Raw genomic sequence first — 24,114 nt, 5'->3', positions numbered from 1 at the left:
ATACGGGAGAAAGGTAACGTCACAGCATGAGAGTGCTCGTGGTGGAGGACGAGGAGGACCTCGTCGAGGCGCTCCGGTACGGGCTCGTCCGGGCCGACTACGCGGTCGACACCGCGCTGGACATCGCGCAGGCGTCCGAGAAGCTCTACGCCGCCTCGTACGACCTGATGATCCTGGATCTCAACCTGCCGGACGGCGACGGCTTCGACCTGTGCCGCGCGGTCCGCGCGGGCGAGCTGAACGGCGAGAGCGGGCCGGGGCTGCGGATCCTCATGCTCACCGCGCGCGACCGGCTCGGCGACCGCGTCCGCGGGCTGGACGAGGGCGCCGACGACTACCTGGTCAAGCCGTTCGCGTTCCCCGAGCTCCTGGCCCGCGTCCGGGCGCTGCTGCGCCGCGAGGGCGTCGCGGGCTCGGCGGTCTGGCAGGTCGGCGCGCTGCGGCTGGACACCGGCCGGTACGAGGCGTTCCGCGGCGACCGGCGGCTGCAGCTGACGCCCAAGGAGTTCGCCGTGCTGCGCTACCTCATGAGCCGGCCCGGCGACATCGTGTCGTCCGAGGACCTCCTCGAACACGTCTGGGACGAGAACGCCGACCCGTTCACCAACACCGTCCGCGTCACGGTCGGGACCCTCCGCCGCAAGCTCGCGGTCGAGGACGAGGGACAGCTGATCGAGACCGTCGTCCGGCACGGCTACCGCCTCCTGGACACGCCATGAGGATCAAGCCGCCCCTGCCCGGATTCATGCAGACCATCAGGTTCCGGCTCACCGTGCTCTACACGACCCTGCTGTTCGCGCTCACCGCCTTCGTCCTGGGCGGGGTCTACTTCATGGTGGAGCGCAGCACCGACGCCCACCCCATCACCAAGACGTTCCGGGCGGAGAAGGTCGTCGTCCGCCCGGACGGCTCTCGCGTGCCGCTCGGGCAGCAGTTCGAGGTCGTCAAGGTCCGGCAGGTCGAGGAGGCGGTCAACTACGAGACCCGGCAGACGATCAAGAAGTTCTCGCTGGTCACGCTCGGCGGGATGTTCCTGGCCAGCCTGGCGATCGGCTGGATCCTGTCCGGCCGCGCGCTGAAGCCCGTGCGCGCGATCGCCCGCACCGCCGAGGAGATCCAGGCCACCGACCTGTCCCGGCGGATCGAACTGTCCGGCCCCAAGGACGAGCTGCGCTACCTGGCCGACACCGTCGACTCGATGCTCGACCGCCTCGACACCGCGTTCCGCGCCCAGCGCCAGCTGATCGACGACGCCTCGCACGAGCTGCGCAGCCCCCTCGCGATCATCCGCGCCAACCTCGACACCGTCCTCACCGCCCCCGACGCCGACGAGCCCGACCGGCGCCGCGCCGTCCAGGTGGTCGACCGCGCCACCACCCGCATGACCCGCCTCGTCGAGGACCTGCTCGCCACCGCCCGCCGCTCCGCCCCCGCCCTCCACGACACCGACGTCGACCTGGCCGCCGCCGCCCGCGAGGCCGCCGAGGAGTTCGACGCCCTCGCGGGCGCCCGCGAGCTCACCGTCGAACGCCGGCTCCGCCCCGGCCTCGCCACCATCGGCGACTACGACGCCCTCCGCCGCGCCGTCGGCAACCTGCTGTCCAACGCCGTCCGGCTGGCCCCCGCCGGCAGCGACATCCTCCTGGCCGCCGACCGCGCGGACGGCTGGCAGTGGATCGCCGTCAAGGACACGGGCCCCGGCCTGGACCCCGACGCACAAGCCCGCGTCTTCGACCGCTTCTGGCGCGGCGCCGAATCCCGCCGCTCACCCGACCGCCGCACCGGCCTCGGCCTCGCGATCGTCCGCCAGATCGTCGAATCCCACGGCGGCCAGGTCAGGCTGTTCTCCGAGCCCGGCGTGGGCAGCACCTTCGTCCTGTGGTTCCCTGTGTCCACCGCCCCCGGCACCACCCCACCCGAAACCGACCCCCTGAACGGCGCGTGATCGGGCCTTAGAGCTTCACGTTCTCCTTGCAGGCGAGGTAGACCTGGTCGGCGAGTCTCGCCAGCATATTGACGACCTGATCGGCGTCTGTCGCCACCTGCGCCGGCAGCGGAACGGGGGCGACGCGGAGCCTGAGCTCGACCATCTGGAAGAGCCGCCGGAGCGGAAGCGTGACGAAGAGATCCTGGTAGACCCGGCACAACTCGACCAGATGCTCGGAATCCGGGTGGCCCATCATCTCCATGGCGTTGAACCAGGCGGCCACCCCGTACCGGAAGTCCTCCACCGCGGCCTGCAAGATCGCCCCGCTGCCGAACATGCCGAGCATTTCGCGGTCGCCGACCAGCGTCTGGTTCCGCCCTCTGTCGGACGCCAGCCATATCCCGATCGTGCTCACGACGTCCAAGGCGGCGAGTGCGCGGGTGAACTCCTCCGCCACGTTCGCCGGCAAGGTGCCGGCCGCCGCGGGCTGCCGGTCGGGAGCGCCGTCGTCGGTGTCGGCGCCGGTGTCGGCGCCGGAGTCGGGGAAGTGGTAGGTGTCCGTGCGCTCCACCGGGCGCACGACGGGGGCCGCCTCAGCCGGCTGGCGGCGGGCACTCTTCATCTCGTCGAGGATCAACTCGAAGCCGCGGGACTGCTGGCGAGAGAGGCGGTCGACGCGTTCGCGCAGGGACTTCAGCTCGTCCTCGCGGGTGGTGGCCTCCAGGCGCTGCATGACGCCGCGCAGGGCCGCGTCGAAGTCGTCGGTGAACCGCCGCAGGCTGTGGATCAGCGGCGGCCGGTCGCAGACGGCGGTGAGGACGGGGGCGAGCTGGTCGGGGAGGTAGCCGTTGACGACGAGGAGCACGCCGCGGCCGGGCACCGATCCGAGCCGCCGCGCCCGCTCGGCCAGCACGTTCGCCTCGGGCCTGGTGAGCACCGAGTCGGTGATCAGGATCGCGCAGCCGCCGTCGCCGTGCGGGACCCAGAAGTCGGCCCGGACGTTCCCATCGGTGACGTGGTCGGCCTCGAACAGCCAGCCGCCGCGGTCGAGGACGCGGGCGATCTCGGCACGGACGTCGTCGCGGCTGGTGAGCTCGAACTGCTCGCGCGCCGCCTCGCGGATCATGGCCGGCGTGACGGGCGTCCCGGCCGCGGTGGCGCTCTGGTAGGCGTGGTAACAGAGCTTGATGACCTTGCGGGCGGTGCCGCCGGCGAGCTCCACGAGGTAGCCGAGGGTCTCCTCGCTGAAAGGGGCGAGGGTCCGTTCGCCGAACGCGCGCTCCTGCGAGTCCAGGATGAGGCCGCGGGTGTCCTCGACGCTCAGCGCGGACGGGCGCACGACGCAGCCGACGCGCTGCCGTGCGTCGCCGGGCAGCGCCTCCATGAAGTCCGGAAGGCCCGACAACACCAGCAGCGCCCGCGCCCCGGAGAAGACCTCCAAGAGTTTCTTGAAAGCGAGGACGGAATCGGCGGCGGGCAGATGCGGGGGCGACAACACCTTCTCCAGCTCGTCGATCACCAGGACGAAGGGCTGGTTCTGCCGCCCGTACAGGAACGCGAAGACGCCGATCGCCTCCAGCGCGGCCGTGTCATTGTCGATGGCGGCCGTGATCCCGCGTTCGACCAGGGCAGGGTCGGGCGGATGGCCCTTCAGCCACTCCCACACCGCGTCCTCGAACTCGACCCGCCGGAAGAGCGCGAGCGCCGTGCCGAACGCGTCGTTCTCGGTGACCACCCGCAGGTGCTCCTGGAGCGCCTGGAGGAACGCGCTCTCCATCAGGCCGAGCCGGTCGATCACGGCCTGCGCGTCGACTTCGCGGTCGCGCAGCCTCCGCGCGGCCTCGGCGGTCAGTTCGGAGCCCGCCAGCGAGCCGGCCACGATGTCGGCGAAGTACTCCTCCACCCGTTCGCGGACGTCCGTCTTGGACAGCTCGACCACGAACCGCTGCTGGTAGAGCGCGAGGAACGTGTCGGCAGGGGCGTCGAGGTAGAGCCGCTGCACGGAGGCGCCGCCGATCCGCGAGATGTGGCGCAGGATCTCCAGCGCCAGGTGCGTCTTGCCGGTGCCGTACTCGCCGACCACCGCGATGACGTTGCCGGCCGGGGCCTCGTCCCGGCGATCGGAGGCCAGATAGTCGTCGACATAGGCGAGCGCCTGCCGGACCGCCGGAGTCGGGATGGTCAGCGGAGCGCTCGGCAGCTCCGAAAGCCGCGCGATCGCCGCCGCGGGGAACGGGTTGCCGGTGCTCATATCAGCCTCGCGCTCCGGATGTAGTAGTCGGCGAAGTCCCTGAACTCCAGAGCCTGGACGGGGCGGTCGAGCGCCTCCTGGAAGATCCCGTGCAGCAACGTCTGGAGTTCCTTCACCGTCATGCCGCCGGCGCCGGAGACGCGTTTCTCCATGACCCTGCGCATCGTCTGCTCGGTGATCGCCGGGACCGCCAGGTCCGGCTGCCGGGCGAGGTGATGGTGGACGTACCTCCAGCCGTCCTCCACGTCCAGCAGGCCCACCCGGAGCTGGTCGATCGGGGCGGGGGAGCCGGGGCCCAGCCTGCGGGCGCACTGCTCGGCCACGTGGTCGTACGCGGTCTCGGCGAAGAACAGCACGTTCTTGCGGGCGAGCTCGGCGAAGCGCAGGACCTCCTCGGCGAGGTCCGACGGCGGCAGCAGCACGGCCACGACGACCTTCTCGTTGCCGAGATACTTCGACAGGACGGGAAGCGCCTGGTACGGGTCGTCGCGGCGATCCCTCAGCGCCGCCAGCTGCTCGGCCCCGAACAGGCCCTCGCCCTCCAGCTCGTCGCTCAGGCGCGCGCAGATATGGCGGACGCGCTGCTCGGTGTCGGCGCCCCTCCGGTCGTCCGCCGTCAGATCGGCGATGATCACTCGTGGGTCGCCCGGGGCCTGTTCCTGGAGCCAGTGTGCGCAACGGTGCATCAGGGAGGTCTTCCCGCATCCGCTGCCGCCGACGGCCAGCACGACCCGGCCGCGCCGCGCGAGCCCGGCGCCGTCCGGCACCGCCTGCTTGAACGCGATGAACGCGTCCTCGGAGTGATCGACCCTGGCGTAGTGGCCGAGGTGGTCGGACGACTCCCGGGGGCAGAGCGGCCCCGGCCTTGGGAACGGATTCATCTCGGCCTCCCCGTCACGCTCTCATCTGACGGTGCGGACGCCCGGGGAGTTCGAGGGCCCGCGCCACGTTCTCGGCTCCGTCCTGGATCGACCGCAGCGCCGCGTTCACCGCATGCACCCGGGCCTCACGCTCATCCGCCTTCAGACCTGGCCACCCCTCCGTCAGCGAATCCCCGAGCGGTTCGTCCGCCAGCGCGGCCCGTAGCCGCCCAGGAGCGGCCCACCGCCGCCGCAGCACCTCGACCTGGCGCAACTGTGCGTCGAGCTCGCCGCCCGTCCGCGTGACCGCCTCGGCGGGGGGCCGCGCCCCACCGCCCTGCGCCCCCACGTAGCCGGACACCGCCTGAACGTAGGCCTGCGTAGCCCGCCTCAACGCGTCGCCTCGCAGCCGGCCGACATCGCGGGCGCTGCGCCAATCAGTGGTCAGCACCGTCAATCCGGCCCCGGCCGCGACCGGGAGCAGGATCGTCAGCAGCGCGACCCAGTTGAGGCCGCCGGACGCGCCAGGAGCACTCTCCTTGGACGCGGCATAGAGCGCGGAACAGACACGATCGAACGCCTTCGGTTCGGCCTTGCGCCACGCGTCCAGGTCCATGTCCCGTCCCGAGACCGACACCCGATCCCGAGCGGTTCCGGCCGAGGCGACGCCCAGCGCGGTCGCCGCATCGGCAAGCCGCGGCCGCTGGTCGCTTGCGAGACAGAAAACGACCTGAGCGTCCTTGCCCTTGTCGGCGCCAAAGGCCGCCGCCGGGAACAGCGGTACGGCGGCGGCACACGCTCCGGCGGCGAGCAGAAGACGCCCCGCCGTTCTCCGCCCCGTCATCCCGTGCCCTCTCTCGTTCCGCGCCCGAACGATAACCCGCCGTGTGCCCGCGCCGCCATGGCGATCCGGGAGTGAGCCGCCGACCGGGGAGGCCGGCCGTTGGGAGTTCCTTGATCGGGGCTTCATCAGCGTGTCATGACGGGGACACGCGGTCGTGAGGGGATGGTCGGCGAGTCAGCACTCAGGCCGGAGGGCCCGCATGGACGAGCAGACCTTCCCCTACGACCACGACGTGCTCGCCGCGTTTCCCGGCGCGCGGTCCTACGAACGCGGGGAGCTGGAGACCACCTATCTCGCCGAACGCGGTGGCGTGCCGTACCTCATCGCCGTGCCGCGCACGGGCGGCGGGTCCGTCACCGTGATCGCCTTCGAGGACGAGCGCGAGCGCGCCGTCCATCTGGCGCAGCCCGTCACCGCCTGATACCCACCCTGTGGTTTTCCGCAGGGTGGGGCTGTGGTGCGCGGCCGGGGAGGTCGGCGGTCCGCTCCATGGTGAGCGGATCGCCGGGTTCCTAGCGTTGAAGCATGATCAGAATGATGACGGCGGAGGCCGAGCCGGCCGGGGGGATCGCCGGGTGGGCGACCGATCTGATGGAGAAGCTCGGCGCGCCGGGCGCGGGCCTGGCGATCGCCCTGGAGAACCTCTTCCCGCCCCTGCCCAGCGAGGTCATCCTGCCGCTGGCCGGGTTCACGGCGGCGCGGGGCGACATGAACCTGATCGCCGCGCTGGTCTGGACGACGATCGGGTCGGTGGTGGGCGCGCTGGCGCTGTACGGGATCGGCGCGGCGATCGGCCGGGACCGGGTGCGGGCGCTGGTGGCGCGGCTGCCACTGGTCAAGGTGGCGGATCTGGACCGGACGGAGGCGTGGTTCGCCAAGCACGGCGCCAAGGCGGTGTTCTTCGGGCGGATGATCCCGATCTTCCGGAGCCTGATCTCGGTTCCGGCGGGCGTCGAGCGCATGCGGCTCACGACGTTCACGGCGCTCACCACGGCGGGCAGCCTGGTCTGGAACGCGGTCTTCGTGCTCGCCGGCTATGCCCTCGGCGACAACTGGCGCACGGTCGAGGAGTACGTGGGCGTCTACTCCAAGGCGGTGCTGGGCGTGGCCGTCCTGCTGGCCCTGGTCTTCCTGGCCGTACGTATCGTTAAGGCGCGACGGGGCACGCAGGGGGCGGGCGCCCATCGCATCGACCATGCACGAGACTTCGAACGTGATCGAGTCGGCTGAGCCCGCGACGCCGCCAGGCCGGCGCCGCGGCTTCGTCGCGCGCCTGGTCTGGGCGGCGGTGGGGCTGATGCTCGGCGCCGTGAGCGCCGGGATAGAACTGGTGCTGCTGGCGGTGGCGGCGCCGGTCCTGGCGTACGCGCTGGCCTTCTCGCGCGGGCAGCGCGCCGTTCCCAGGGTGGTCGCGGACGGCGCGCTGAAGCTGAGCGAGCTGGAGCGGCGGCGGCTGTCGGCCTGCTTCGGCCACACGGAGGGCGCCGACTACGGGTCCGTGCGCGCGCTGGCCTATCTGGTGCTGCGGGTCCCGGTCGGGCTGCTCGGCGGCGTGATCCTGATCCTGACGCTGTACGGGGCGGTCGTGGTCGGCGCCCTGGCGGTGAGCTGGTGGATCACCCACCACTACATGGACGGCATCCCGCCCAAGCCGTGGATCGTGGTCTACACCGTCGCCATCTGCCTGGTGCTGGCCTTCATCGCGATCCAGGGGCTGGTCGGGGTGGTCGCGCTGGAACGGAAGGTGGCGCGGCGCTGCCTCGGGCCGAGCCCGCTGGAGGCCTACGAACGGCGCATCGCGCAGCTGTCGGTGAGCCGGGCCGAGGTCGTCGACGCCGTGGACGACGAGCGCCGGCGGATCGAACGGGACCTGCACGACGGCGTCCAGCAGCGCCTGGTCGCCCTCGGCATGCTGATCGGCAGGGCCCGGCGGGCGTCGGGGCGCGACGAGGAGCGGTCGCAGGAGTTGCTGCGCCAGGCTCACGAGGAGTCGCAGCGGGCCCTGGAGGATCTGCGCGAGGTCGCGTGGCGCGTCTACCCGGCCGCGCTGGACGGCGAGGGGCTGCGGGCGGCGCTGGAGACGGTCGCCGAGCGGTCGCCGGTGCCGGTGACGATCGACTACGACGTGGCGGCACGGCCCCCGCACACGGTCGAGACCGCCGCCTACTTCGTCGTCTGCGAGGCCGTCACCAACGCCAACAAGCACTCGGCCGCCGCCCGGGTGGCGGTCCGGCTCACCGGGGACGAGAGGATGCTCCACGTGCGCATCGAGGACGACGGGACCGGGGGAGCCGATCCGGCGGGCGGCGGGCTGGCCGGGCTGGCGCGCCGGGTCGCCGCGCTGGACGGCACGTTCGGGGTCGACAGCCCGCCCGGCGGGCCGACGGTGATCAGGGCGGAGCTGCCGTGCGGGTGATGCTCGCCGAGGACTCGACGCTGCTGCGCGAGGGCCTGGTCCGGCTGCTGGCCGAGGAGGGGCACGAGGTCGCGGCGGCGGTCGGCGACGCGGACGCGCTGCTGGCGGCGGTCGAGCCCGCGCCGCCGGACGTGGTGGTCGTCGACGTGCGGATGCCGCCCACCCATACCGACGAGGGCCTGCGCGCGGCGCTGGAGATCCGGCGGCGCTGGCCGGACGTCGGCGTGCTGGTGCTGTCGCAGTACGTGGAGAAGCGCTACGCCACCGAGCTCATCACCGCCGACACGACGGGCGTGGGCTACCTGCTCAAGGATCGGGTGGCCCAGGTGGACGAGTTCCTGGACGCGCTCGACCGGGTGGGCGACGGCGGCGCCGCGTTCGACCCGGAGGTGGTGCGGCAGCTGCTCGTGCGCAGCTCGAAGGCCGACCCGCTCAGCCGGCTGACCCCGCGCGAGCGGGACGTGCTCGACCACATGGCGCAGGGGCACACCAACGCCTCGATCGCCGCGCACCTGCACGTCTCGCAGAGCGCCGTGGAGAAGCACGTCAACGCCATCTTCGACAAGCTCGACCTGTCGCACGCCAGTGGCTACAGCCGCCGCGTCCTGGCCGTTCTGCGCTATCTCGGCTCCTGAGGCAGGCCGTCCAGTCGCGGGGATTGATGGGCTTTGTGACTTATGTCACGGTGAGCCTTATGGCCAGGCGCGAGAAATGGATCGATCCGAAGAACTGGGCCAGCCTCAAGCCCTTCGGGATCGGCGAGAAGCGGCCGAACAACTACGCCGAGATCTGGCGGGCGGTGAAGGAGAACCGGCACCAGCTCGGCTACGCCTGGCGGATCCTCAAGGAGGGCACCTGCGACGGCTGTGCCCTCGGCACCAAGGGCATGCGGGACTGGACCGTCGACGAGATCCATCTCTGCAACGTCCGGCTCCGGCTGCTGCGGCTCAGCACCATGCCCGCCCTGGACGCCAAGGTGCTCGACGACGTCACGTCCCTCGCCCGCATGAGCAGCGCGAAGCTGCGCGAGCTCGGCCGCGTCCCGTACCCGATGGTGCGGCGCAGCGGCGAGCGGGGCTTCAGCCGCATCGGCTGGAACGAGGCCCTCGATCTCGCCGCCGAGCGGCTCCGGGAGGCCGGGCCCGACCGGGTCGGGCTCTACATGACCAGCCGCGGCGAGCCGAACGAGAACTACTTCGCCGCGCAGAAGGCGATGCGCGCGCTGGGCTCCAACTCGGTCGACAACGCCGCGCGGGTCTGCCACTCGCCGAGCACGGTCGCGCTCAAGCAGACGCTCGGCGTCGCCGCCACGACCTGCTCGTACACCGACTGGATCGGCAGCGACCTCATAGTCTTCATCGGGTCGAACGTGGCGAACAACCAGCCCGTCGCGATGAAGTACCTCTACCACGCCAAGAAGACCGGCACGAAGGTCGCCGTCGTCAACCCCTACCGCGAGCCAGGCATGGACCGCTACTGGGTGCCGTCCAACGTCGAGAGCGCCGTCTTCGGCACCAAGATCGCCGACCGGTTCTTCCAGATCAACGCGGGCGGCGACGTCGCGTTCCTGACCGGCGTGCTCAAGCACATGGTCGAGCGCGGCTGGGCGGACGAGTCGTTCATCTCCGCGCACACCACCGGATTCGAGGAGCTGCGGTCGCTGCTCGGCAAGCTCTCCTGGGAGGAGCTGGAGACCGGCGCCGGATGCGACAGCGCCGACATGCTCCGGCTCGCCGGGATGCTCGGCAGGGCCAAGACCGCGGTGTTCGTCTGGAGCATGGGCATCACGCAGCACGAGTTCGGCGAGGACAACGTCCGCGCGATCATCAACCTCGGGCTGGCCAAGGGCTTCGTGGGCCGGGAGGGCTGCGGGCTCATGCCGATCCGCGGCCACTCCGGCGTGCAGGGCGGTGCCGAGATGGGCGCGTACGCCACGGTGCTGCCCGGCGGCCGGCCGCTGATCGACGCCCCGCACTTCAGCGACCTGTGGGGCTTCGAGGTCCCGTCGGCGAAGGGACGCACCGCGCCCGAGATGATCGACGCGGCGCACGCCGGGCTGCTGGACGTGCTGATCAGCTCCGGTGGCAACTTCCTGGAGGTGCTCCCGGACCCCGCCTACACCCGGGAGGCCATGGCCCGCGCGCGGCTGCGCGTGCACATCGACATCTGCCTGTCGAGCCAGATGTTCGTCGATCCGGCCGACGCGGTCTTGCTGCTGCCGGCGGAGACGCGGTACGAGATGACCGGCGGCGTCACCGAGACCTCCACCGAACGGCGCGTCATCTTCAGCCCGGAGGTCAAGGGCCCGCGCATCACCGAGGCGTGGCCGGAGTGGCGCATCTTCGGCGAACTGGCGGCGCGGGCGCGCCCGGAGGTCGGCGACAAGGTGCGGTACGGGGGGACACGGGAGATCCGCGAGGACATCGCGCGGGCCGTCCCCGCCTACGACGGGATCCAGGGCCTGAAGGAGCTCGGCGACGAGTTCCAGTACGGCGGCCCGCATCTGTGCAAGGACTGGAAGTTCCCGACACAGGACGGCAAGGCGCACTTCACCGTGGTCGACCCGCCGTCGACGGCCCGGCCGGACGGCTCGTACGTCCTCGCCACGCGGCGCGGCAAGCAGTTCAACAGCATGGTGCACGAACGGCGCGACGCGCTCACGGGCGCCGTCCGCGACGCCGTCCTGATGAACCCGGCCGACGCCGACCGCGAGGGCTTCGCCGACGCGTCGCCGGTGATCGTCACCAGTGCGGCGGGGGAGATGCGCGGCCGCGTGCTGCGCGCGCCGGTCGCCCCCGGCAACCTCCAGGTGCACTGGCCCGAGGGCTTGGCCCTCCTTGACCACGCCAACCGGTCGCCGCAGGCGGGCATCCCCGACTACAAGAGCACCGTCGTCACCATCGCCCGCGCCCCGTCATAGGAGCGCGTATCGGGGGCATCCGGGGGCCGGCGCGACCAGCGCGGCCATCGGGGGTCATCGGGGTCAATCGGGGGTCAATCGGGGTCATCGATCCGAGAGGAGCTCCCCATGACGACCCCTTCCCGCACAAGTACCGGTACCGCCGATCCGACCCGTGGCCGCTGGCTTCTCGCCGGGGCCGCCGTCCTGCTCCAGCTCGCGCTCGGCGCCGTCTACGCGTGGAGCGTGTTCTCCAAGGCCCTGCAGAAGGACGACAACGCGTTCGACCTGTCGAAGGCCCAGGCCGCGCTCCCGTTCTCGGTCACGATCGCGATGATCTTCCTGGGCACGTACCTCGGCGGCCGGGTCCAGGACCGGCGCGGACCGCGGCTCGTCGCGCTGACCGGCGGCGTGGTCTACTCGGCCGGCATCCTGCTGGCGAGCGCCGCCTCCGACGACGGCGACCTGTGGCTGCTCATCCTCGGGTACGGGGTGATCGCCGGGTTCGGGCTCGGCCTCGGCTACATCGTGCCCATCGCGATGCTGCAGAAGTGGTTCCCGGACAAGCGCGGCCTCATCACCGGCATCGCGGTCGGCGGGTTCGGGTTCGGCGCGGTCCTCACGTCGCCGATCGCGCAGGCGCTCGTGGACCACTACAAGGAGGTGCCCACGCGCTCGTTCCTGTGGCTCGGCATCGGCTACCTCGTGATGGTGCTGATCGGCGGCTCGCAGTTCCGTAACCCTCCCGAGGGGTACGCGGTCCCGGGCCGGCGGCCCGCCACCACCGGACGGGTCGTGGAGAGCGACCGCGACTTCACCCAGGCGGAGGCGCTGCGCACGCGCCAGTGGTACCTGCTGACGGCGGTCCTCGCGCTGAACGTCACGGCCGGGATCGCGCTCATCTCCGTCGTCGCGTCCGCCGCCGAGGACATCGCCGGCTACAGCGCCGCGGCGGCGTCCACGCTCACCGGGATCATGGGGCTCTTCAACGGCGGCGGCCGCGTCTTCTGGGGCTGGTTCTCCACCCACACCGGCCGCATGACCGCGTTCCTCGGGATGCTCGGACTGCAGGGCGTCTGCTTCCTGATCCTGCCGCACGCCTCGGCGGCGGCGCTGTTCGCCGTCCTGGCCGCCGTCATCTACCTCTGCTACGGCGGGGGTTTCGGCACCATGCCCGCCACCGCCGGGGACTTCTTCGGCCTCCGCGAGGCGGGCGCCATCTACGGGCTGATGATCGTCTCCTGGAGCGCGGGCGGCGTGATCGGCCCGCTGCTCGTGGCGTGGCTGATCACCGGCGACGACTACGTCATCGCGTTCACCACGATCGGCGTCATGGCGCTGGCGGCCATGGTCCTGCCGCTCCTCACCCGCCCGCCCGCGCCCGCGGCTCCGCCCCCGCCCGCGCAGGACGCCGCTGCGGCGGCATAACGGGATTGTCGGAAGTGACGCGTGAGAACCGGGCGATTTGGGGTATCACCCTGAGTGACGCGCCTGTTACTCGGCGCGAAATTTCCTAGGGGGGACAATGGACCAGAACAGGCCGGCCAAGTCGGGGAAGGCCAAGAAGCAATCCCTGAAGGCCAACCGTCAGGCCAAGCAGGAGAACAAGCAGGACAACCGCCAGGACAGGCGGTCGGCGAACCAGCCGCGGCCCAACGCCGAACAGGCGCCGAACGCCTCGCGGCCAGACGCCGAATGAATCATTTCCACCGGAACGTGATGGAGGGCCGTGCCGGGGTATCTGCGGTTTCCCGCGATCTTCCATGACGTCATCGTCTTCGTCAGCGAGGACGATCTGTGGATGGTGCCCGCGGTGGGCGGACGCGCGTTCCGGCTCACCGCGGGCGTCGCCGCCGCGACCTATCCGCGGCTGTCGCCCGACGGTTCGCGGCTGGCGTTCGTCGGCCGCGAGGAGGGGCCCGCCGAGGTCTACGTCATGCCCTCCTCGGGCGGCACCGGCCGGCGCCTGACGTTCCACGGCGTGTCGTGCGCCGTCACCGGCTGGGACCCGGCCGGCGGGATCATCTACGCCAGCGACGAGGGCCAGCCGTTCCACGGGTTCCGCTGGCTGCACCGCGTCGAGCCGGGCGACCCGCCCGAACGGCTGCCCTACGGGCCCGCCAACACCATCTCCTACGGCCCGTCCGGCGGCGTCGTGCTGGGCCGCAACACCGCCGACCCCGCCCGGTGGAAACGGTACCGGGGCGGCACCGCCGGCGATTTGTGGATCGACCCGGCCGGAACGGGCGAGTTCGGGCGGCTCATCGCCCTGCCGGGCAACCTCGCCTCGCCCTGCTGGGTCGGCGAGCGCATCTACTTCCTGTCCGACCACGAGGGCGTCGGCAACGTCTACTCGTGCACTCCCGAGGGCGAGGACCTCCGCCGCCACACCGACCACGCCGACTACTACGCGCGCAACCTCTCCGGCGACGGCCGGCGCCTGGTCTACCACTGCCGCGCCGACCTCTACCTGCTCGATCCCGCCGAGGACGAGCCGCGGCGGCTGGACGTGCGGCTCGGCAGCTCCCGCAGCCAGCTCAACCGCAGGTTCGCCGACGCGGCCGAGTTCCTCGACAGCGCGACGCCCACCCCCGACGGCAGCGGGCTGGCGATCACCACCCGCGGCAAGGCGTTCTCCTTCGCCGGGTGGGAGGGGCCCGTCCGGCAGCACGGCGCGCTGGACGGCGTCCGCTACCGGCTCCTCACGTGGCTGAACGACCACCGGCGGCTGATCGCGGCGGCGAGCGACGACGGCGACCGCGAGGTGCTCGTCGTCCTGTCCGCCGACGGCGCGTCCCCGCCCGCGCGGCTGGACGGCGCCGACACCGGACGCGTCCTGGAACTGGAGGTGTCGCCCGCCGCCGACCGGATCGCGATCACCAACCACCGCAACGAGCTCCTGCTCGTCGACCTGTCCGCGGGCGGCGACGACCCCGCGGTCACCCGGGTCGAGGCCAGCCCGTACGGCGTGATCGACGATCTGGCCTGGTCGGCCGACGGCACCTGGCTGGCGTACGCCTGCCCGGTGAACGCGCAGGCCAGCGCGATCAAGGTGTGCCGGGCGGAGACCGGCGAGGCCTTCGCCGCCACCCGGCCGGTACTGCGCGACCGCCGCCCCGCGTTCGACCCCGAGGGGCGCTATCTGTACTTCATCGGCGAGCGCGTCTTCAACCCGGTCTACGACTCGCTGAACTTCGACCTGGGATTCCCGCTGGGCACCCGTCCGTACGCGATCGCGCTCCGCGCCGACGTGGGGTCGCCGTTCGTGCCCGAGCCGCGTCCCGTCGTGAAACCGGACGACGGCGGCAAGACGGACAAGGACAAGGACAAGGACGGCGACAAAGCCAAGGGGGAGGAGGCGGCGGACGGACCCCTGGTCATCGATCTCGACGAGCTGCCGCGCCGCCTGATCCAGTTCCCGCTGCCCGAGGCGCGCTACGACCGGCTCGCGGGCATCAAGGGCAAGGTCATCTACACGACGTTCCCCGTCGAGGGCGCCCTGGAGGACGAGCACGCCGAGACCGAGACCGGCACCCTGCACTGCTACGACTTCGACAAGCAGGAGACCGTCGAGCTGGTCTCGGAGGTCACCGACTTCCGCCTGGGCCGCGACTACAGGACCCTGCTCTACCAGTCGGGGGACCGGCTGCGCCTGATCGAGGCCGGTGAGGAGCCGCCCGAGGAGAAGGAGCCGGGCCGCGAGACCGGCTGGATCGACCTGGGCAGGATCAAGGTGTCGGTGCTGCCCGAGGCCGAGTGGCGGCAGATGTTCCGCGAGGCGTGGCGGCTGCAGAAGGAGCACTTCTGGTCCGAGGACATGTCGGGGCTCGACTGGGACGGCGTCTACGAGCGTTACCTGCCGCTCGTCGACCGCGTCTCCACCCGCGGCGAGTTCTCCGACCTCCTCTGGGAGCTGCTCGGCGAGCTGGGCACGTCCCACGCGTACGAGAGCGGCGGCGAATACCGCGACCGCCCGCACTACCGGCAGGGCAAGCTCGGCGTCGACTGGGTCGCCGGCAACGGGCTCTACCGCATCGCGCGCATCGCGACCGGCGACGAGTGGGATCCCCGCGCGACCTCACCGCTGACCCGGCCCGGGGTGGACGTGCGTCCCGGCGACGTCGTGGTCGCCATCAACGGCCAGCCCGTCGGCCCCGCCGCGACTCCCGGGCAGCGCCTGGTCAACCAGGCCGGCCAGGAGGTCCAGCTGACGGTCCTGCGCGGCACCGACCTGCGGACCGTCGTGGTCAGGGCCCTCGGCGACGAGGCCCCGGCGCGCTACCGCGAGTGGGTGACGCGCAACCGCGACCTCGTCCACGAGCTGACCGATGGACGGGTCGGCTACCTGCACATCCCCGACATGGGACCCGAAGGCTACGCCGAGTTCCACCGGGGTTTCCTCGCCGAGTTCGACCGCGAGGCCCTCATCGTGGACGTGCGCTTCAACGGCGGCGGCCACGTCTCGGCGCTCCTGCTGGAGAAGCTGTCCCGCCGCCGGATCGGCTACGACTATCCCCGCTGGGGCGTGCCGGCGCCCTACCCGGAGGAGTCGCCCCGCGGCCCCATCGTCGCGCTGACGAACGAGCTCGCGGGGTCGGACGGCGACATCTTCTGCCACGGTTTCAAACTCCGCAGGCTCGGCCCGCTGGTCGGCCGCCGCACCTGGGGCGGCGTGGTCGGCATCTGGCCGCGCCACCGGCTGGCGGACGGGACGATCACCACCCAGCCCGAGTACTCGTTCGCCTTCGACGACGTGGGCTGGCGCGTGGAGAACTACGGCACCGACCCCGACATCGAGGTCGACATCACGCCGCAGGACTACGCGCGCAACATCGACACCCAACTGCGCAAGGCCGTCGAGGTGGCGCTAGACGAGCTCAAGGCGCACCCCGCCCACACCCCCAACCCGCAGGCCCGCCCGCGCCTCCAGATCCCCAACCTCCCACCCCGCCGCCAGAAGCCCTAGCTCGGGCGGCACAGAAGCTGGCCCGACCCGTTGTCCGGCCCGTGGGCGTTCCATGCGGCCGACCACGCCATGACGTCGAGCAGGACGAGCTGCCGGGCCGCGTCGGCGGTCGTGTGCTCGCGGAACCGGTACCACCCCGCGGCATAGGGCTCCTGCTGCCCGATGACGGGCCTGCCCTCGATGTTGTCCCACATCGCCGGGATCTCGTCGTCCCCGTCCACGAGCTCGGCGAACGACGGAAGGCCATCCGGCCCAGGCACCTCCTCCGGCAGCCGCGCGACATCGTGCGAGAGCCCTTCCAGCCCCTCCGCCACCAGCCAGAAGAGCCCCTCGGCGATGGGCCGCCCGTCCTGGCGCATCGAGACCCGCACTGACTCGGTCCGCTTGGCCCGCCGCAGCGTGACCGCCTCCAGCTCGACCGGGGCGAAACCACCCGACGCCAAGAAATGGCACGTCATCGACGCCACCCGAGGAAACGCTCCGTGCGCGAGCGCCGCCTGTTCAAGAATCGCGGCGACGTGGCCGCCGTTAGGCCCTCATGCCGCCCACCGCGGGGACGGCGCGGCGGCGTACCGCCCGTTCGCACCCGTGACGGCGGCGTCGATCGCGAGATCTCCCACCCCGCGACGGTAATCGTGCCGCGCGTCCGGGTGCGAGCTATTTTCCGCGCGTGGCAGGGTGGGACGCGACGAGAGGAGAAGCATGGTCGGCAAGCTGGAATGGGTCCCGGCGGAGGAGGGGCGGGCCCTGCTCGCCGCCCCCGTGGCGGCGGCGGTGGGGGAGGCCAAGGTCGCCGCGATCGATCCCGAGCTGGCCGACACCGCCGCGTTCTGCGAGCGCTACGACGTGCCGCTGGAGGTCAGCGCCAACTGCGTGATCGTGGCGGCCAAGCGCGGCGGCGAGGTCACCTACGCCGCCTGCATGGTGCTCGCCACCGACCGCGCCGACGTCAACGGCGTCGTCCGCAAGCACCTGGGCGCCCGCAAGGTCTCGTTCGCGCCCATGGACGAGGCGACGTCCCTGACCGGCATGGAGTACGGCGGCATCACCCCCGTGGGCCTCCCGGAAGGCTGGCCGATCCTCGTGGACGAGGCCGTGGTGGCCGCGGGCGACGTCGTCATCGGCAGCGGCCTGCGCCGGTCGAAGCTGCTCCTGCCCGGCAAGAGCCTGGCGGATCTCCCCGGAGCAGAGGTCATCCCCCTGGCCCAGAAGTAACAGCCGGGGACGCGGGGTCCCCGGCTGCTGGTCGGTGGGTCGGTCAAATGGTGTGGCGGACGTGGATTACCAGGGCCCAGATGAGGCAGGCGAAGGCGCCTATGGAGGTGAAGGTCCGGACGTGGTTCCACGCGTTCCACTTCGCTTCGAACGCGTCGCGCACCGCGGCCAGGTCGGCGATGCGGGCGGGGTCGCCGGCGGCGTCCAGCTTGTCGTTCAGCGGGACGTTGATGCCCATGGTGATGAGGAACATCGCCGCGTACAGGACGGTGGCCGCGATGATCCAGGGCAGGGCGGGCCGGGCGTCGCCGCTGATGTGCAGGGCCGTGGCGGCGATGGTGAGCAGCAGGGCTCCCGTGAAGGTCATCAGGAACCACGGGTTCAGGACGGCCTTGTTGATGTGCTGCATGGTCGCGATGAACATCCGGTCGTCGTCGCGGTGCAGGGCGGGCATCACGTTGTTGCTGTAGGTGGCGAAGAAGCCGGCGATGAGTCCCGTGGTGAGCGTCGAGAGCAGCAGAACGGCCAGTGACAGGGTCTTCATGCGCCCGTTCCGTTCCAGATGCCGGTGGCGGCCGTCGCGCGGACGTAGTCGCTGAAGTCGCGCGGCTCGCGGCCCAGGGCCCGCTGGACGCCGTCGCCGAGGCTCGAGTTGTCGCCGTTCAGCACCGCGGTGAACAGGTAGGCCAGGAACTCGACGAGGTCCGGGGGAAGGCCCTCGCCGGACATCGCCTTGGTGAACTCGTCGGGGGAGACCGGGACGAAGCGGATGGGGCGGCCGGTCGCCTCGGCGATCTCGGCGACGGCCTCGGCGAAGCTGAGCGCGCGGGGGCCGGTCAGCTCGTAGATCTCGCCGTTGTGGCCGTCCTCGGTGAGCGCGGCCACGGCGACGTCGGCGATGTCGTCGACGTCGATGAACGGCTCCGGCACGTCGCCGTTGGGGAGGGCCACCTCACCCGCGAGGACGGGTTCGAGCAGGAAGTTCTCGCTGAAGTTCTGCGCGAACCAGGAGCATCGGACGACCGTCCACTCGACGCCCGCGGCGGCCACGATCCGTTCGCAGGCCTGGGCCTCCTCCTCGCCGCGGCCCGACAGCAGCACCAGGCGGCGCACGCCCGAGTCGACCGCCAGCCGTGTCAGCTCGGCGATCACCTGGCTCGCGCCCGGCACCGCCAAATCCGGATAGTAGGTGATGTAGACCGCGTGGACGTCCCGGAGGGCGGGCCCCCAGGTGGCGCTGTTCTCCCAGTCGAACGCGGGGTCGGCCGAACGGGAGCCGGCACGGACGTCGAGCCCGCGGGCCGTGAGGCGGTCGATGACGCGCCGGCCGGTCTTGCCGGTGCCGCCGATGACGAGGATGGTGCTCATGGTGGTCTCGCTTTCCGGTGTGGTGGGACTGCCGATGTCGTCGAGGAAGCTGCGCACGTCGCGGAGGTGGCCGTCGCCGGTGAACGTGGCGATGTCCGTGCCGGCGACGATGGCGCGGCCGCCGTCCGGGACGCCGAGGCGCCAGGCGAAGCGCGCGGTGTCGTGGTGGACGTCCACGCGGCCGTCCAGCGCGTAGACGAGGCCCGGGAAGCGAGCCCGCGCCGCCGCCATGGCCGCCGCGACGGCGTCCCTGCCGCGTGCGAGGGCCAGCGGGTCGGCGTAGGTGGCGTCCTCGGTCCAGAGGTCGGCGATCGCGGCCTCGCGCGCCGCCGCGTCGGGCTCGTTGCGGGTCGCCACGTACCGGGCGATGAGCCGGTGATGGTCGGGCATCGGGAGCCTCCAGCCCCTCGACGATCTGATGTCCGGAACGCTACGTACGATGGCTTTCGCGGGAATCAGTCGTCGCATCAGGAATTCCAGCTCGGGACCGGTCACGGTGTAGGTAAGGGGCGGCCGTGCTTTACGGGAGGACCACCGAGTTACAGGTCGTCGGAGGGCTCGCCGAAGGCGCCCGCAACGGCGTCAGCGGGGTGCTGGTCGTTCGCGGTGAGCCGGGGATCGGCAAGTCGGCGCTCCTGGACGGCGCCGCCGCGACCGCGGGCGGCATGCGGGTGCTCCGCGGTGTCGGCATCGAGTCGGAGGCACAACTTCCGTTCGCCGGGCTGCATCTGCTCCTGCGGCCCGCGCTGCACCGGCTGGAACGCCTGCCCGAGCCGCAGCAGCGCGCGCTCGAAGGCGCCTTCGGGCTCGGCCCGGCCGTTCCCGCCGACCGCATGCTCGTCGGCCTGGCGGTGCTGACCCTGCTGGCCGAGCTCGCCGACGAGTCCCCGCTGCTCTGCCTGGTCGACGACGCCCAGTGGCTCGACCGGCCGTCGGCCGAGGCGCTGCTGTTCGCGGCCCGGCGGCTGGGCGCCGAGCCCGTCGCGATGATCCTCGCGGTACGGGAGGGGGAGACGCCGTTCCCCGCGCCCGGCCTGCCGGAGCTGCGGCTGACCGGGCTCGGGCCGCAGGACGCCGCCGCGCTCGTCGACGACCAGGCCGCCGGGTTGTCACCGGCGGTGCGGTACCGGGTGCTCGCCGAGGCCGGGGGCAACCCGCTCGCGCTGATCGAGCTCCCGGCGGCGCTCACGACCGGTGCGGGCGGCCGGCTCGGCGACCTGTCCGGCGACCTGTCCCAGCAGCCCGGCGCGTCGCTGCCGCTGACCGGGCGGCTCCAGGCCGCGTTCCACGGGCAGGCCGCCCGCCTGCCCGCGGCGACGCGGGCGTTGTTGCTCGTCGCCGCGGCCGACGACACCGGCGAGCTCCCGATCGTCCTGGCCGCCGCGAAGGCGCTCTCCTCCGTCGAGCTGCACGACCTGCCGCCCGCACTGGACGCGGGACTGATCCGCCTCGACGAGGTAGGCCGCAGGTTGTCGTTCCGCCACCCCCTCGTCAGGGCGGCCGTCTACCAGGGCGCCCCGCTCGACCGCCGCCTCGCCGCCCACCGGGCCCTCGCCGACGCACTTCCCGGGACGGATCAGGCCGGCAGGCGGGCCTGGCATCTGGCCACCGCCGCCACCGGCCCCGACGAGCACGCGGCCGCCGAGCTGGAACGGGCGGCGGCGCAGGCCGCACGGCGCAACGGGCACTCCGCGGCCGCCGCCGCGTACGAACGGGCGGCCGGGCTGACCGCCGACGAGACCAACCAGGGCCGGCTGCTCACCCACGCCGCCGAATCGGCCATCGAGGCCGGTGAGCTCCGTGGTGCCCGTTCCTTCGCCGAACGCGCGCGGCCGCGGGTGACCGACCCGCCGACCGCCGCCCGGCTGGTGCTGGTGCTGTCGGCGGCCCACGCCGGTGAGGGCGCGCTGCGCGCCTCGCACGACCTGTTGCTCGCCGAGGTCGCCAGGATCAGGAAGGACGATCCGCACGGCGCCGTCACGTTGCTGATGGAGGCGTTCGGCAACGTGTGGTTCGGCGGCGACCGCGACATGGCCGTCCAGACGGCCACGCAGCTCGACGAGATCGAGCTGGACCCGGGCGACCGCCTCCGGCCGGTGCGCGAGCTCCAGGACTGGATCGTCTCGCTGGTCATCGGACGTGCCACCGACCGGCTGCCGCCGATGGCCGACGTGGTCGCCGCGTCGCGCGAGATCTATGCCGGCGACACGCGCACGCTCATGGAGATCGCGGGGCTGGAGCTTGTGGCGGGACGGGACGCCGAGGCCTACGGGCTGGCGGCCGAGATCACCGCCGAGGCCCGTGCGAAGGGGTACGTCGGGACGCTTCCGGCGGCGCTGTACCACGTGGCCGCGGCTCAGACCAACCTCGGGCGCTACCGCGACGCGCTCGCCAGCGCCGCCGAAGCCGACGACATCGGGCGCGACACCGGCCAGTGGCGGTGGAGCAGTCTGGCGAACGGCGTCATGGCCTACCTCGCGGCCATCGAGGGGGACGAGCGGCGCTGCCGCGACCTGGCGGTGCGTACCCGGACGGAGGCCGCGGGCCGGATCTTCTCGCCGGGCGCCTCCCGCGCCGAGTGGGCGCTCGCCCTGCTCGACCTCGGCGGCGGCCGGGCCGAGGCGACGCTGAAGCGGCTCGAAGACCTCGGCCGGGGCGGCGGGCGGCATCAGCTGGCCAGCGAGCGCAGCGTTCCCGACCTGATCGAGGCGGCCGTCCGGATCGGCGAACCCGCCCGCGCGGCCGGGCCGTTCACCCGGTTCGAGGCCGCCGCCCGGCGGATCGGCCGCCCCCCGATCGACGCGCTCGCCGAACGCTGCCGGGCGCTGCTGTCGTCCGACGACCGGGCCGGCGAGCACTACGCCGCCGCCCTGCGCTCGCACGAGGAGGACAGCAGGCCCTTCGAGCACGCCCGCACGGAGCTCCTCTACGGGGAGTGGCTGCGCCGGGCCCGCCGCAAGTCGGAGGCACGCGAGCACCTGCGGGCCGCGCTGGAGACGTTCGACCGCATCGGCGCCCGGCCCTGGGCCGAACGCGCCCACACCGAGCTCGACGCCACCGGCCTGGCGGTCAAGCACAACCGCCAGGCCCCCGGACCGCTCGCCCAGCTGACGCCGCAGGAACTGCAGATCGTCCGGCTGGCGGCGCAGGGTCTGTCCAACCGCGACATCGCCGCCCAGCTCTTCCTGAGCCCGCGAACGGTCGGGCACCACCTCTACAAGGCCTATCCCAAGCTCGGAGTCGCCTCCAGGGGCGAGCTCGCCGCGCTCACGCTGACCGACTGACGCCGAACGACCGGCGCTGGAGGACCGGCGCGGGCCGACCGGCCGCGGGCCGGGCTCCGGGTCAGCTGTTCTCGAGGTTGAGCATTCCCTCCGGCATGCCCTCGACCTCGACCGAGACCCACATCGGGCGCCAGTCCTTCACCTCGAGGAACCGGCGCAGCTCGGCGACACCGGACATCCAGCCGAGCCAGGAACCGTAGTCCGGCTCGCCGTCGTCGAAGCCGCTCTGCACGAAGGTGAGCCGCGTCTTGCCCTCGGAGTCTTCGAGCTCCCAGGAGGAGACCATGTCCGGGTGCCACTCGATGCTGCACTTGCGGCCGGGTTCGAGCTCGATGATGCGGGAGCCGGGCTCGGGGTTGAGATCGAACCCGCCCATCGCCACCCGCCCGCCGACGAACGGCTCGATGTCGATGTTGGCCCCGAACCAGCGGCGGAACTTGCTGGGGTCGATGAGCGATTCGTACACCGCGCTGCGGGGCGCGTCGATGACGACCTGCCGGCGCATCTCCGGCGAGGTGAAGTCGCACCTCATGGTGATCTCGCGGCCCTCGAGGTGGTCGACCAGGTTGGCGATGGACATCGACCAGAACGTCTGCATCACGTGCCGGCTGCCGTGGCCCGTGATCGACTCCGGCATGCCGGGCAGGTCGGTCTGGGAGAGCGTGATGATGGACGACCCCGGACCCTCGTCCTCGACGGAGAACTCGACGGTGGTGTCCTCGCCGTCGAGCGTCCACGTGTAGCGCACCGTCCGGTCGTCGACGTGGAGGAGCCGCTGGCGCGCAACGTCGCCCTCGGGGGTGTAGCGGCCCCAGAACTCGTACCGGGCCGGCAGCTCGACCTCGGCCTTCTCGGCCAGCCACACGCGCATCGCGGCCGCGTCGGTGAGCGCCTGGTGGACGTCCTTGGCCGGCGCCTCGACCCGCGCGCGAAGCCTCATCGGGGTGGTCATGGTCGTTCTCCCTTCGGGTAGCAGGCCACGGCGAGCTTGAAGGCGTCACCCTCCGCGCCGCCATATCGGGTGAAGAGGTCCTGCAGCGTGGTCCGGAGGTCGTCCAGGAACTCCTGGCGGCGCTCCACCGGGACGCGGATCTCGCCGGAGACCCCGATGGAGGGCAGCTCGGGCGCGGCGCGGTCGAGCGTGGCGACATCGGACTGGACCTCTTCCATGAGATCCAGCAGGTAGCCGAGGCTCATCTCGTCCTGCTTCCTCCGCAGGCCGCCGTCGATCCGGCCCACCAGGCGGGGGGACAGCCAGTACGAGCGGGCGCTCGCCTGGTAGACGCCCTCGTGGACGCCGCGCACCTTGCGTTCGGCGACCTGGCTGACCAGGCCCGCCTCCACCAGGCGTTTGACGTGGTAGTAGACCCGCTGCTGGGTCTGGTCGAGTCGCTGGGCGACCTCGGTGCACGACCGCGGCTCGGCGAGCTGCCGCAACACCTCGATGCGCGCCGGCTTGAGCAGGGTCTCGGCCTGCTCGATCTGATCCAGGTACAGGACGTCTCTCATTGCACAATCCAGTTTTTATGTAAAAAGAGTTTTTGTCAATGGCGAGCGGGACGGGCCGGATGGCGGCGGTGGCCCCCATCCGGCCTGTGTTGCGGCCCGTATCGCGACGGTGCCAGATGCAGGTCAGAGATCCTTGCCGTTGGCGACCAGGGTGACCTCGATGTTGCCGCTCACGGCGCGCGAGTACGGGCAGACGCCGTGGGCGGCGCGGACGAGCTCGGCCGCCTCGTCCGGCGACTCGATCGACGGCAGCGTCACGTCCAGCTCGGCGGAGAGCTTGAACGTTCCGTCGCCGACCGGCACCAGGCCGACCGTCGCGTCGACCACCGCGTCATCGGCGTTGACGTCGCGGAGCTTGCCCAGCCCCGACAGCACCGTCCCGAAACACGCGGCGTAGCCGACCGCGAAGAGCTGCTCGGGGTTGGTGCCGTCGCCGTCCCCGCCCATCTCCTTGGGCAGGCGGAGGTCCACCTCCAGCCGTCCGTCCGCCGTCCGGCCATGCCCGTGCTTGCGGCCGCCCGTGACCTGCGCCTCGGCCGTATAGAGGGGCTTGCTCATGATGTCTCCTTCTCATG

General features: G+C 71.9%; 20 protein-coding genes and 1 pseudogene. 12 read left to right on the top strand and 9 right to left on the bottom strand.

Going from position 1 to position 24,114, the window contains the following annotated elements:
• The first annotated feature begins 26 nt into the window (after positions 1-26).
• Together ACGFNU_RS17225 and ACGFNU_RS17220 are read left to right on the top strand one after the other, a co-directional pair.
• Positions 27-719, top strand: coding sequence for a response regulator transcription factor (locus tag ACGFNU_RS17225; protein WP_392594563.1), 693 nt, complete (start codon positions 27-29; stop codon positions 717-719).
• Positions 716-1,945 carry a sensor histidine kinase gene (locus ACGFNU_RS17220; RefSeq protein WP_392594561.1) on the top strand — a complete coding sequence of 410 codons (1,230 nt, stop codon included), beginning with the start codon at positions 716-718 and terminating at the stop codon, positions 1,943-1,945. The genes ACGFNU_RS17225 and ACGFNU_RS17220 overlap by 4 nt, the downstream gene beginning before the upstream one ends.
• 7 nt (positions 1,946-1,952) lie before the next feature.
• On the opposite strand, the gene ACGFNU_RS17215 is transcribed toward ACGFNU_RS17220, so the two are convergent.
• From ACGFNU_RS17215 to ACGFNU_RS17205, 3 genes are read right to left on the bottom strand one after another with little or no spacing between them, the layout of a single operon-like run.
• Positions 1,953-4,178, bottom strand: coding sequence for a hypothetical protein (locus ACGFNU_RS17215; protein WP_392594559.1), 2,226 nt, complete (start codon positions 4,176-4,178; stop codon positions 1,953-1,955).
• Positions 4,175-5,059 carry an ATP-binding protein gene (locus ACGFNU_RS17210; protein WP_392594558.1) on the bottom strand — a complete coding sequence of 295 codons (885 nt, stop codon included), beginning with the start codon at positions 5,057-5,059 and terminating at the stop codon, positions 4,175-4,177. The genes ACGFNU_RS17215 and ACGFNU_RS17210 overlap by 4 nt, the downstream gene beginning before the upstream one ends.
• A gap of 13 nt (positions 5,060-5,072) precedes the next feature.
• Positions 5,073-5,882 carry a hypothetical protein gene (locus ACGFNU_RS17205; protein WP_392594557.1) on the bottom strand — a complete coding sequence of 270 codons (810 nt, stop codon included), beginning with the start codon at positions 5,880-5,882 and terminating at the stop codon, positions 5,073-5,075.
• A 199-nt stretch (positions 5,883-6,081) separates the two neighbouring features.
• On the opposite strand from ACGFNU_RS17205, the gene ACGFNU_RS17200 reads away from it, so the two are divergent.
• The 8 genes from ACGFNU_RS17200 to ACGFNU_RS17165 all read left to right on the top strand — a co-directional run bounded on the left by ACGFNU_RS17200 (position 6,082) and on the right by ACGFNU_RS17165 (position 16,163).
• The gene (locus tag ACGFNU_RS17200) at positions 6,082-6,303 is read left to right on the top strand and encodes a hypothetical protein (protein WP_392594555.1); all 222 of its coding nucleotides are present in this window, start codon (positions 6,082-6,084) and stop codon (positions 6,301-6,303) included.
• Between the two features lie 113 nt (positions 6,304-6,416).
• On the top strand, positions 6,417-7,112 hold the full coding sequence (locus tag ACGFNU_RS17195) for a DedA family protein (protein WP_392594921.1): 696 nt from the start codon (positions 6,417-6,419) through the stop codon (positions 7,110-7,112).
• Positions 7,078-8,298, top strand: coding sequence for a histidine kinase (locus tag ACGFNU_RS17190; RefSeq protein ID WP_392594553.1), 1,221 nt, complete (start codon positions 7,078-7,080; stop codon positions 8,296-8,298). Before ACGFNU_RS17195 ends, ACGFNU_RS17190 begins: the two co-directional genes overlap by 35 nt.
• A complete protein-coding gene (locus ACGFNU_RS17185; RefSeq protein ID WP_392594552.1) occupies positions 8,289-8,933 on the top strand; it encodes a response regulator in 645 nt (214 codons plus the stop codon). Before ACGFNU_RS17190 ends, ACGFNU_RS17185 begins: the two co-directional genes overlap by 10 nt.
• A gap of 59 nt (positions 8,934-8,992) precedes the next feature.
• The gene (locus ACGFNU_RS17180; protein ID WP_392594550.1) at positions 8,993-11,218 is read left to right on the top strand and encodes an FdhF/YdeP family oxidoreductase; all 2,226 of its coding nucleotides are present in this window, start codon (positions 8,993-8,995) and stop codon (positions 11,216-11,218) included.
• Between the two features lie 108 nt (positions 11,219-11,326).
• Positions 11,327-12,625, top strand: a complete 1,299-nt coding sequence (locus tag ACGFNU_RS17175) for an OFA family MFS transporter (protein ID WP_392594548.1) — start codon at positions 11,327-11,329, stop codon at positions 12,623-12,625.
• 97 nt (positions 12,626-12,722) lie between these two features.
• Positions 12,723-12,896 (top strand): hypothetical protein, encoded by a 174-nt coding sequence (locus ACGFNU_RS17170; RefSeq protein ID WP_392594546.1) that lies wholly within the window; start codon positions 12,723-12,725, stop codon positions 12,894-12,896.
• 30 nt (positions 12,897-12,926) lie between these two features.
• Complete coding sequence (locus ACGFNU_RS17165) at positions 12,927-16,163, top strand: PDZ domain-containing protein (protein WP_392594544.1); 3,237 nt, start codon at positions 12,927-12,929, stop codon at positions 16,161-16,163.
• Here the strand turns inward: ACGFNU_RS17165 and ACGFNU_RS17160 are convergent.
• Positions 16,160-16,684 (bottom strand): annotated as a pseudogene (locus ACGFNU_RS17160) (acyl-CoA thioesterase domain-containing protein); the annotation flags it as partial. The gene ACGFNU_RS17165 and the pseudogene ACGFNU_RS17160 sit on opposite strands and share 4 nt — an antisense overlap.
• 181 nt (positions 16,685-16,865) lie before the next feature.
• Here ACGFNU_RS17160 and ACGFNU_RS17155 point away from each other — a divergent pair.
• Positions 16,866-17,378, top strand: coding sequence for a YbaK/EbsC family protein (locus ACGFNU_RS17155; protein ID WP_392594542.1), 513 nt, complete (start codon positions 16,866-16,868; stop codon positions 17,376-17,378).
• 43 nt (positions 17,379-17,421) lie between these two features.
• On the opposite strand, the gene ACGFNU_RS17150 is transcribed toward ACGFNU_RS17155, so the two are convergent.
• Entirely contained in the window at positions 17,422-17,922 is a 501-nt protein-coding gene (locus tag ACGFNU_RS17150; RefSeq protein ID WP_392594541.1) for a DUF1772 domain-containing protein, read from the bottom strand.
• Positions 17,919-19,136, bottom strand: coding sequence for an NAD(P)H-binding protein (locus ACGFNU_RS17145; RefSeq protein WP_392594539.1), 1,218 nt, complete (start codon positions 19,134-19,136; stop codon positions 17,919-17,921). Before ACGFNU_RS17145 ends, ACGFNU_RS17150 begins: the two co-directional genes overlap by 4 nt.
• A gap of 125 nt (positions 19,137-19,261) precedes the next feature.
• Here ACGFNU_RS17145 and ACGFNU_RS17140 point away from each other — a divergent pair, with 125 nt between their 5' ends.
• Positions 19,262-22,030 carry an ATP-binding protein gene (locus tag ACGFNU_RS17140; protein ID WP_392594537.1) on the top strand — a complete coding sequence of 923 codons (2,769 nt, stop codon included), beginning with the start codon at positions 19,262-19,264 and terminating at the stop codon, positions 22,028-22,030.
• Positions 22,031-22,091: 61 nt separating this feature from the next.
• Here ACGFNU_RS17140 and ACGFNU_RS17135 read toward each other — a convergent pair whose 3' ends face one another.
• From ACGFNU_RS17135 to ACGFNU_RS17125, 3 genes are all read right to left on the bottom strand, one after another.
• Positions 22,092-22,982, bottom strand: coding sequence for an SRPBCC domain-containing protein (locus ACGFNU_RS17135; protein ID WP_392594535.1), 891 nt, complete (start codon positions 22,980-22,982; stop codon positions 22,092-22,094).
• The gene (locus ACGFNU_RS17130) at positions 22,979-23,539 is read right to left on the bottom strand and encodes a helix-turn-helix domain-containing protein (protein WP_392594533.1); all 561 of its coding nucleotides are present in this window, start codon (positions 23,537-23,539) and stop codon (positions 22,979-22,981) included. The genes ACGFNU_RS17135 and ACGFNU_RS17130 overlap by 4 nt, the downstream gene beginning before the upstream one ends.
• A gap of 123 nt (positions 23,540-23,662) precedes the next feature.
• The gene (locus ACGFNU_RS17125) at positions 23,663-24,097 is read right to left on the bottom strand and encodes an organic hydroperoxide resistance protein (protein WP_392594532.1); all 435 of its coding nucleotides are present in this window, start codon (positions 24,095-24,097) and stop codon (positions 23,663-23,665) included.
• Between the last annotated feature and the right edge of the window lie 17 nt (positions 24,098-24,114).

The organism is Spirillospora sp. NPDC048911, assembly GCF_043198015.1.
Classification (GTDB): domain Bacteria; phylum Actinomycetota; class Actinomycetes; order Streptosporangiales; family Streptosporangiaceae; genus Spirillospora.
This window is presented reverse-complemented; position numbering and strand designations above follow the sequence as displayed.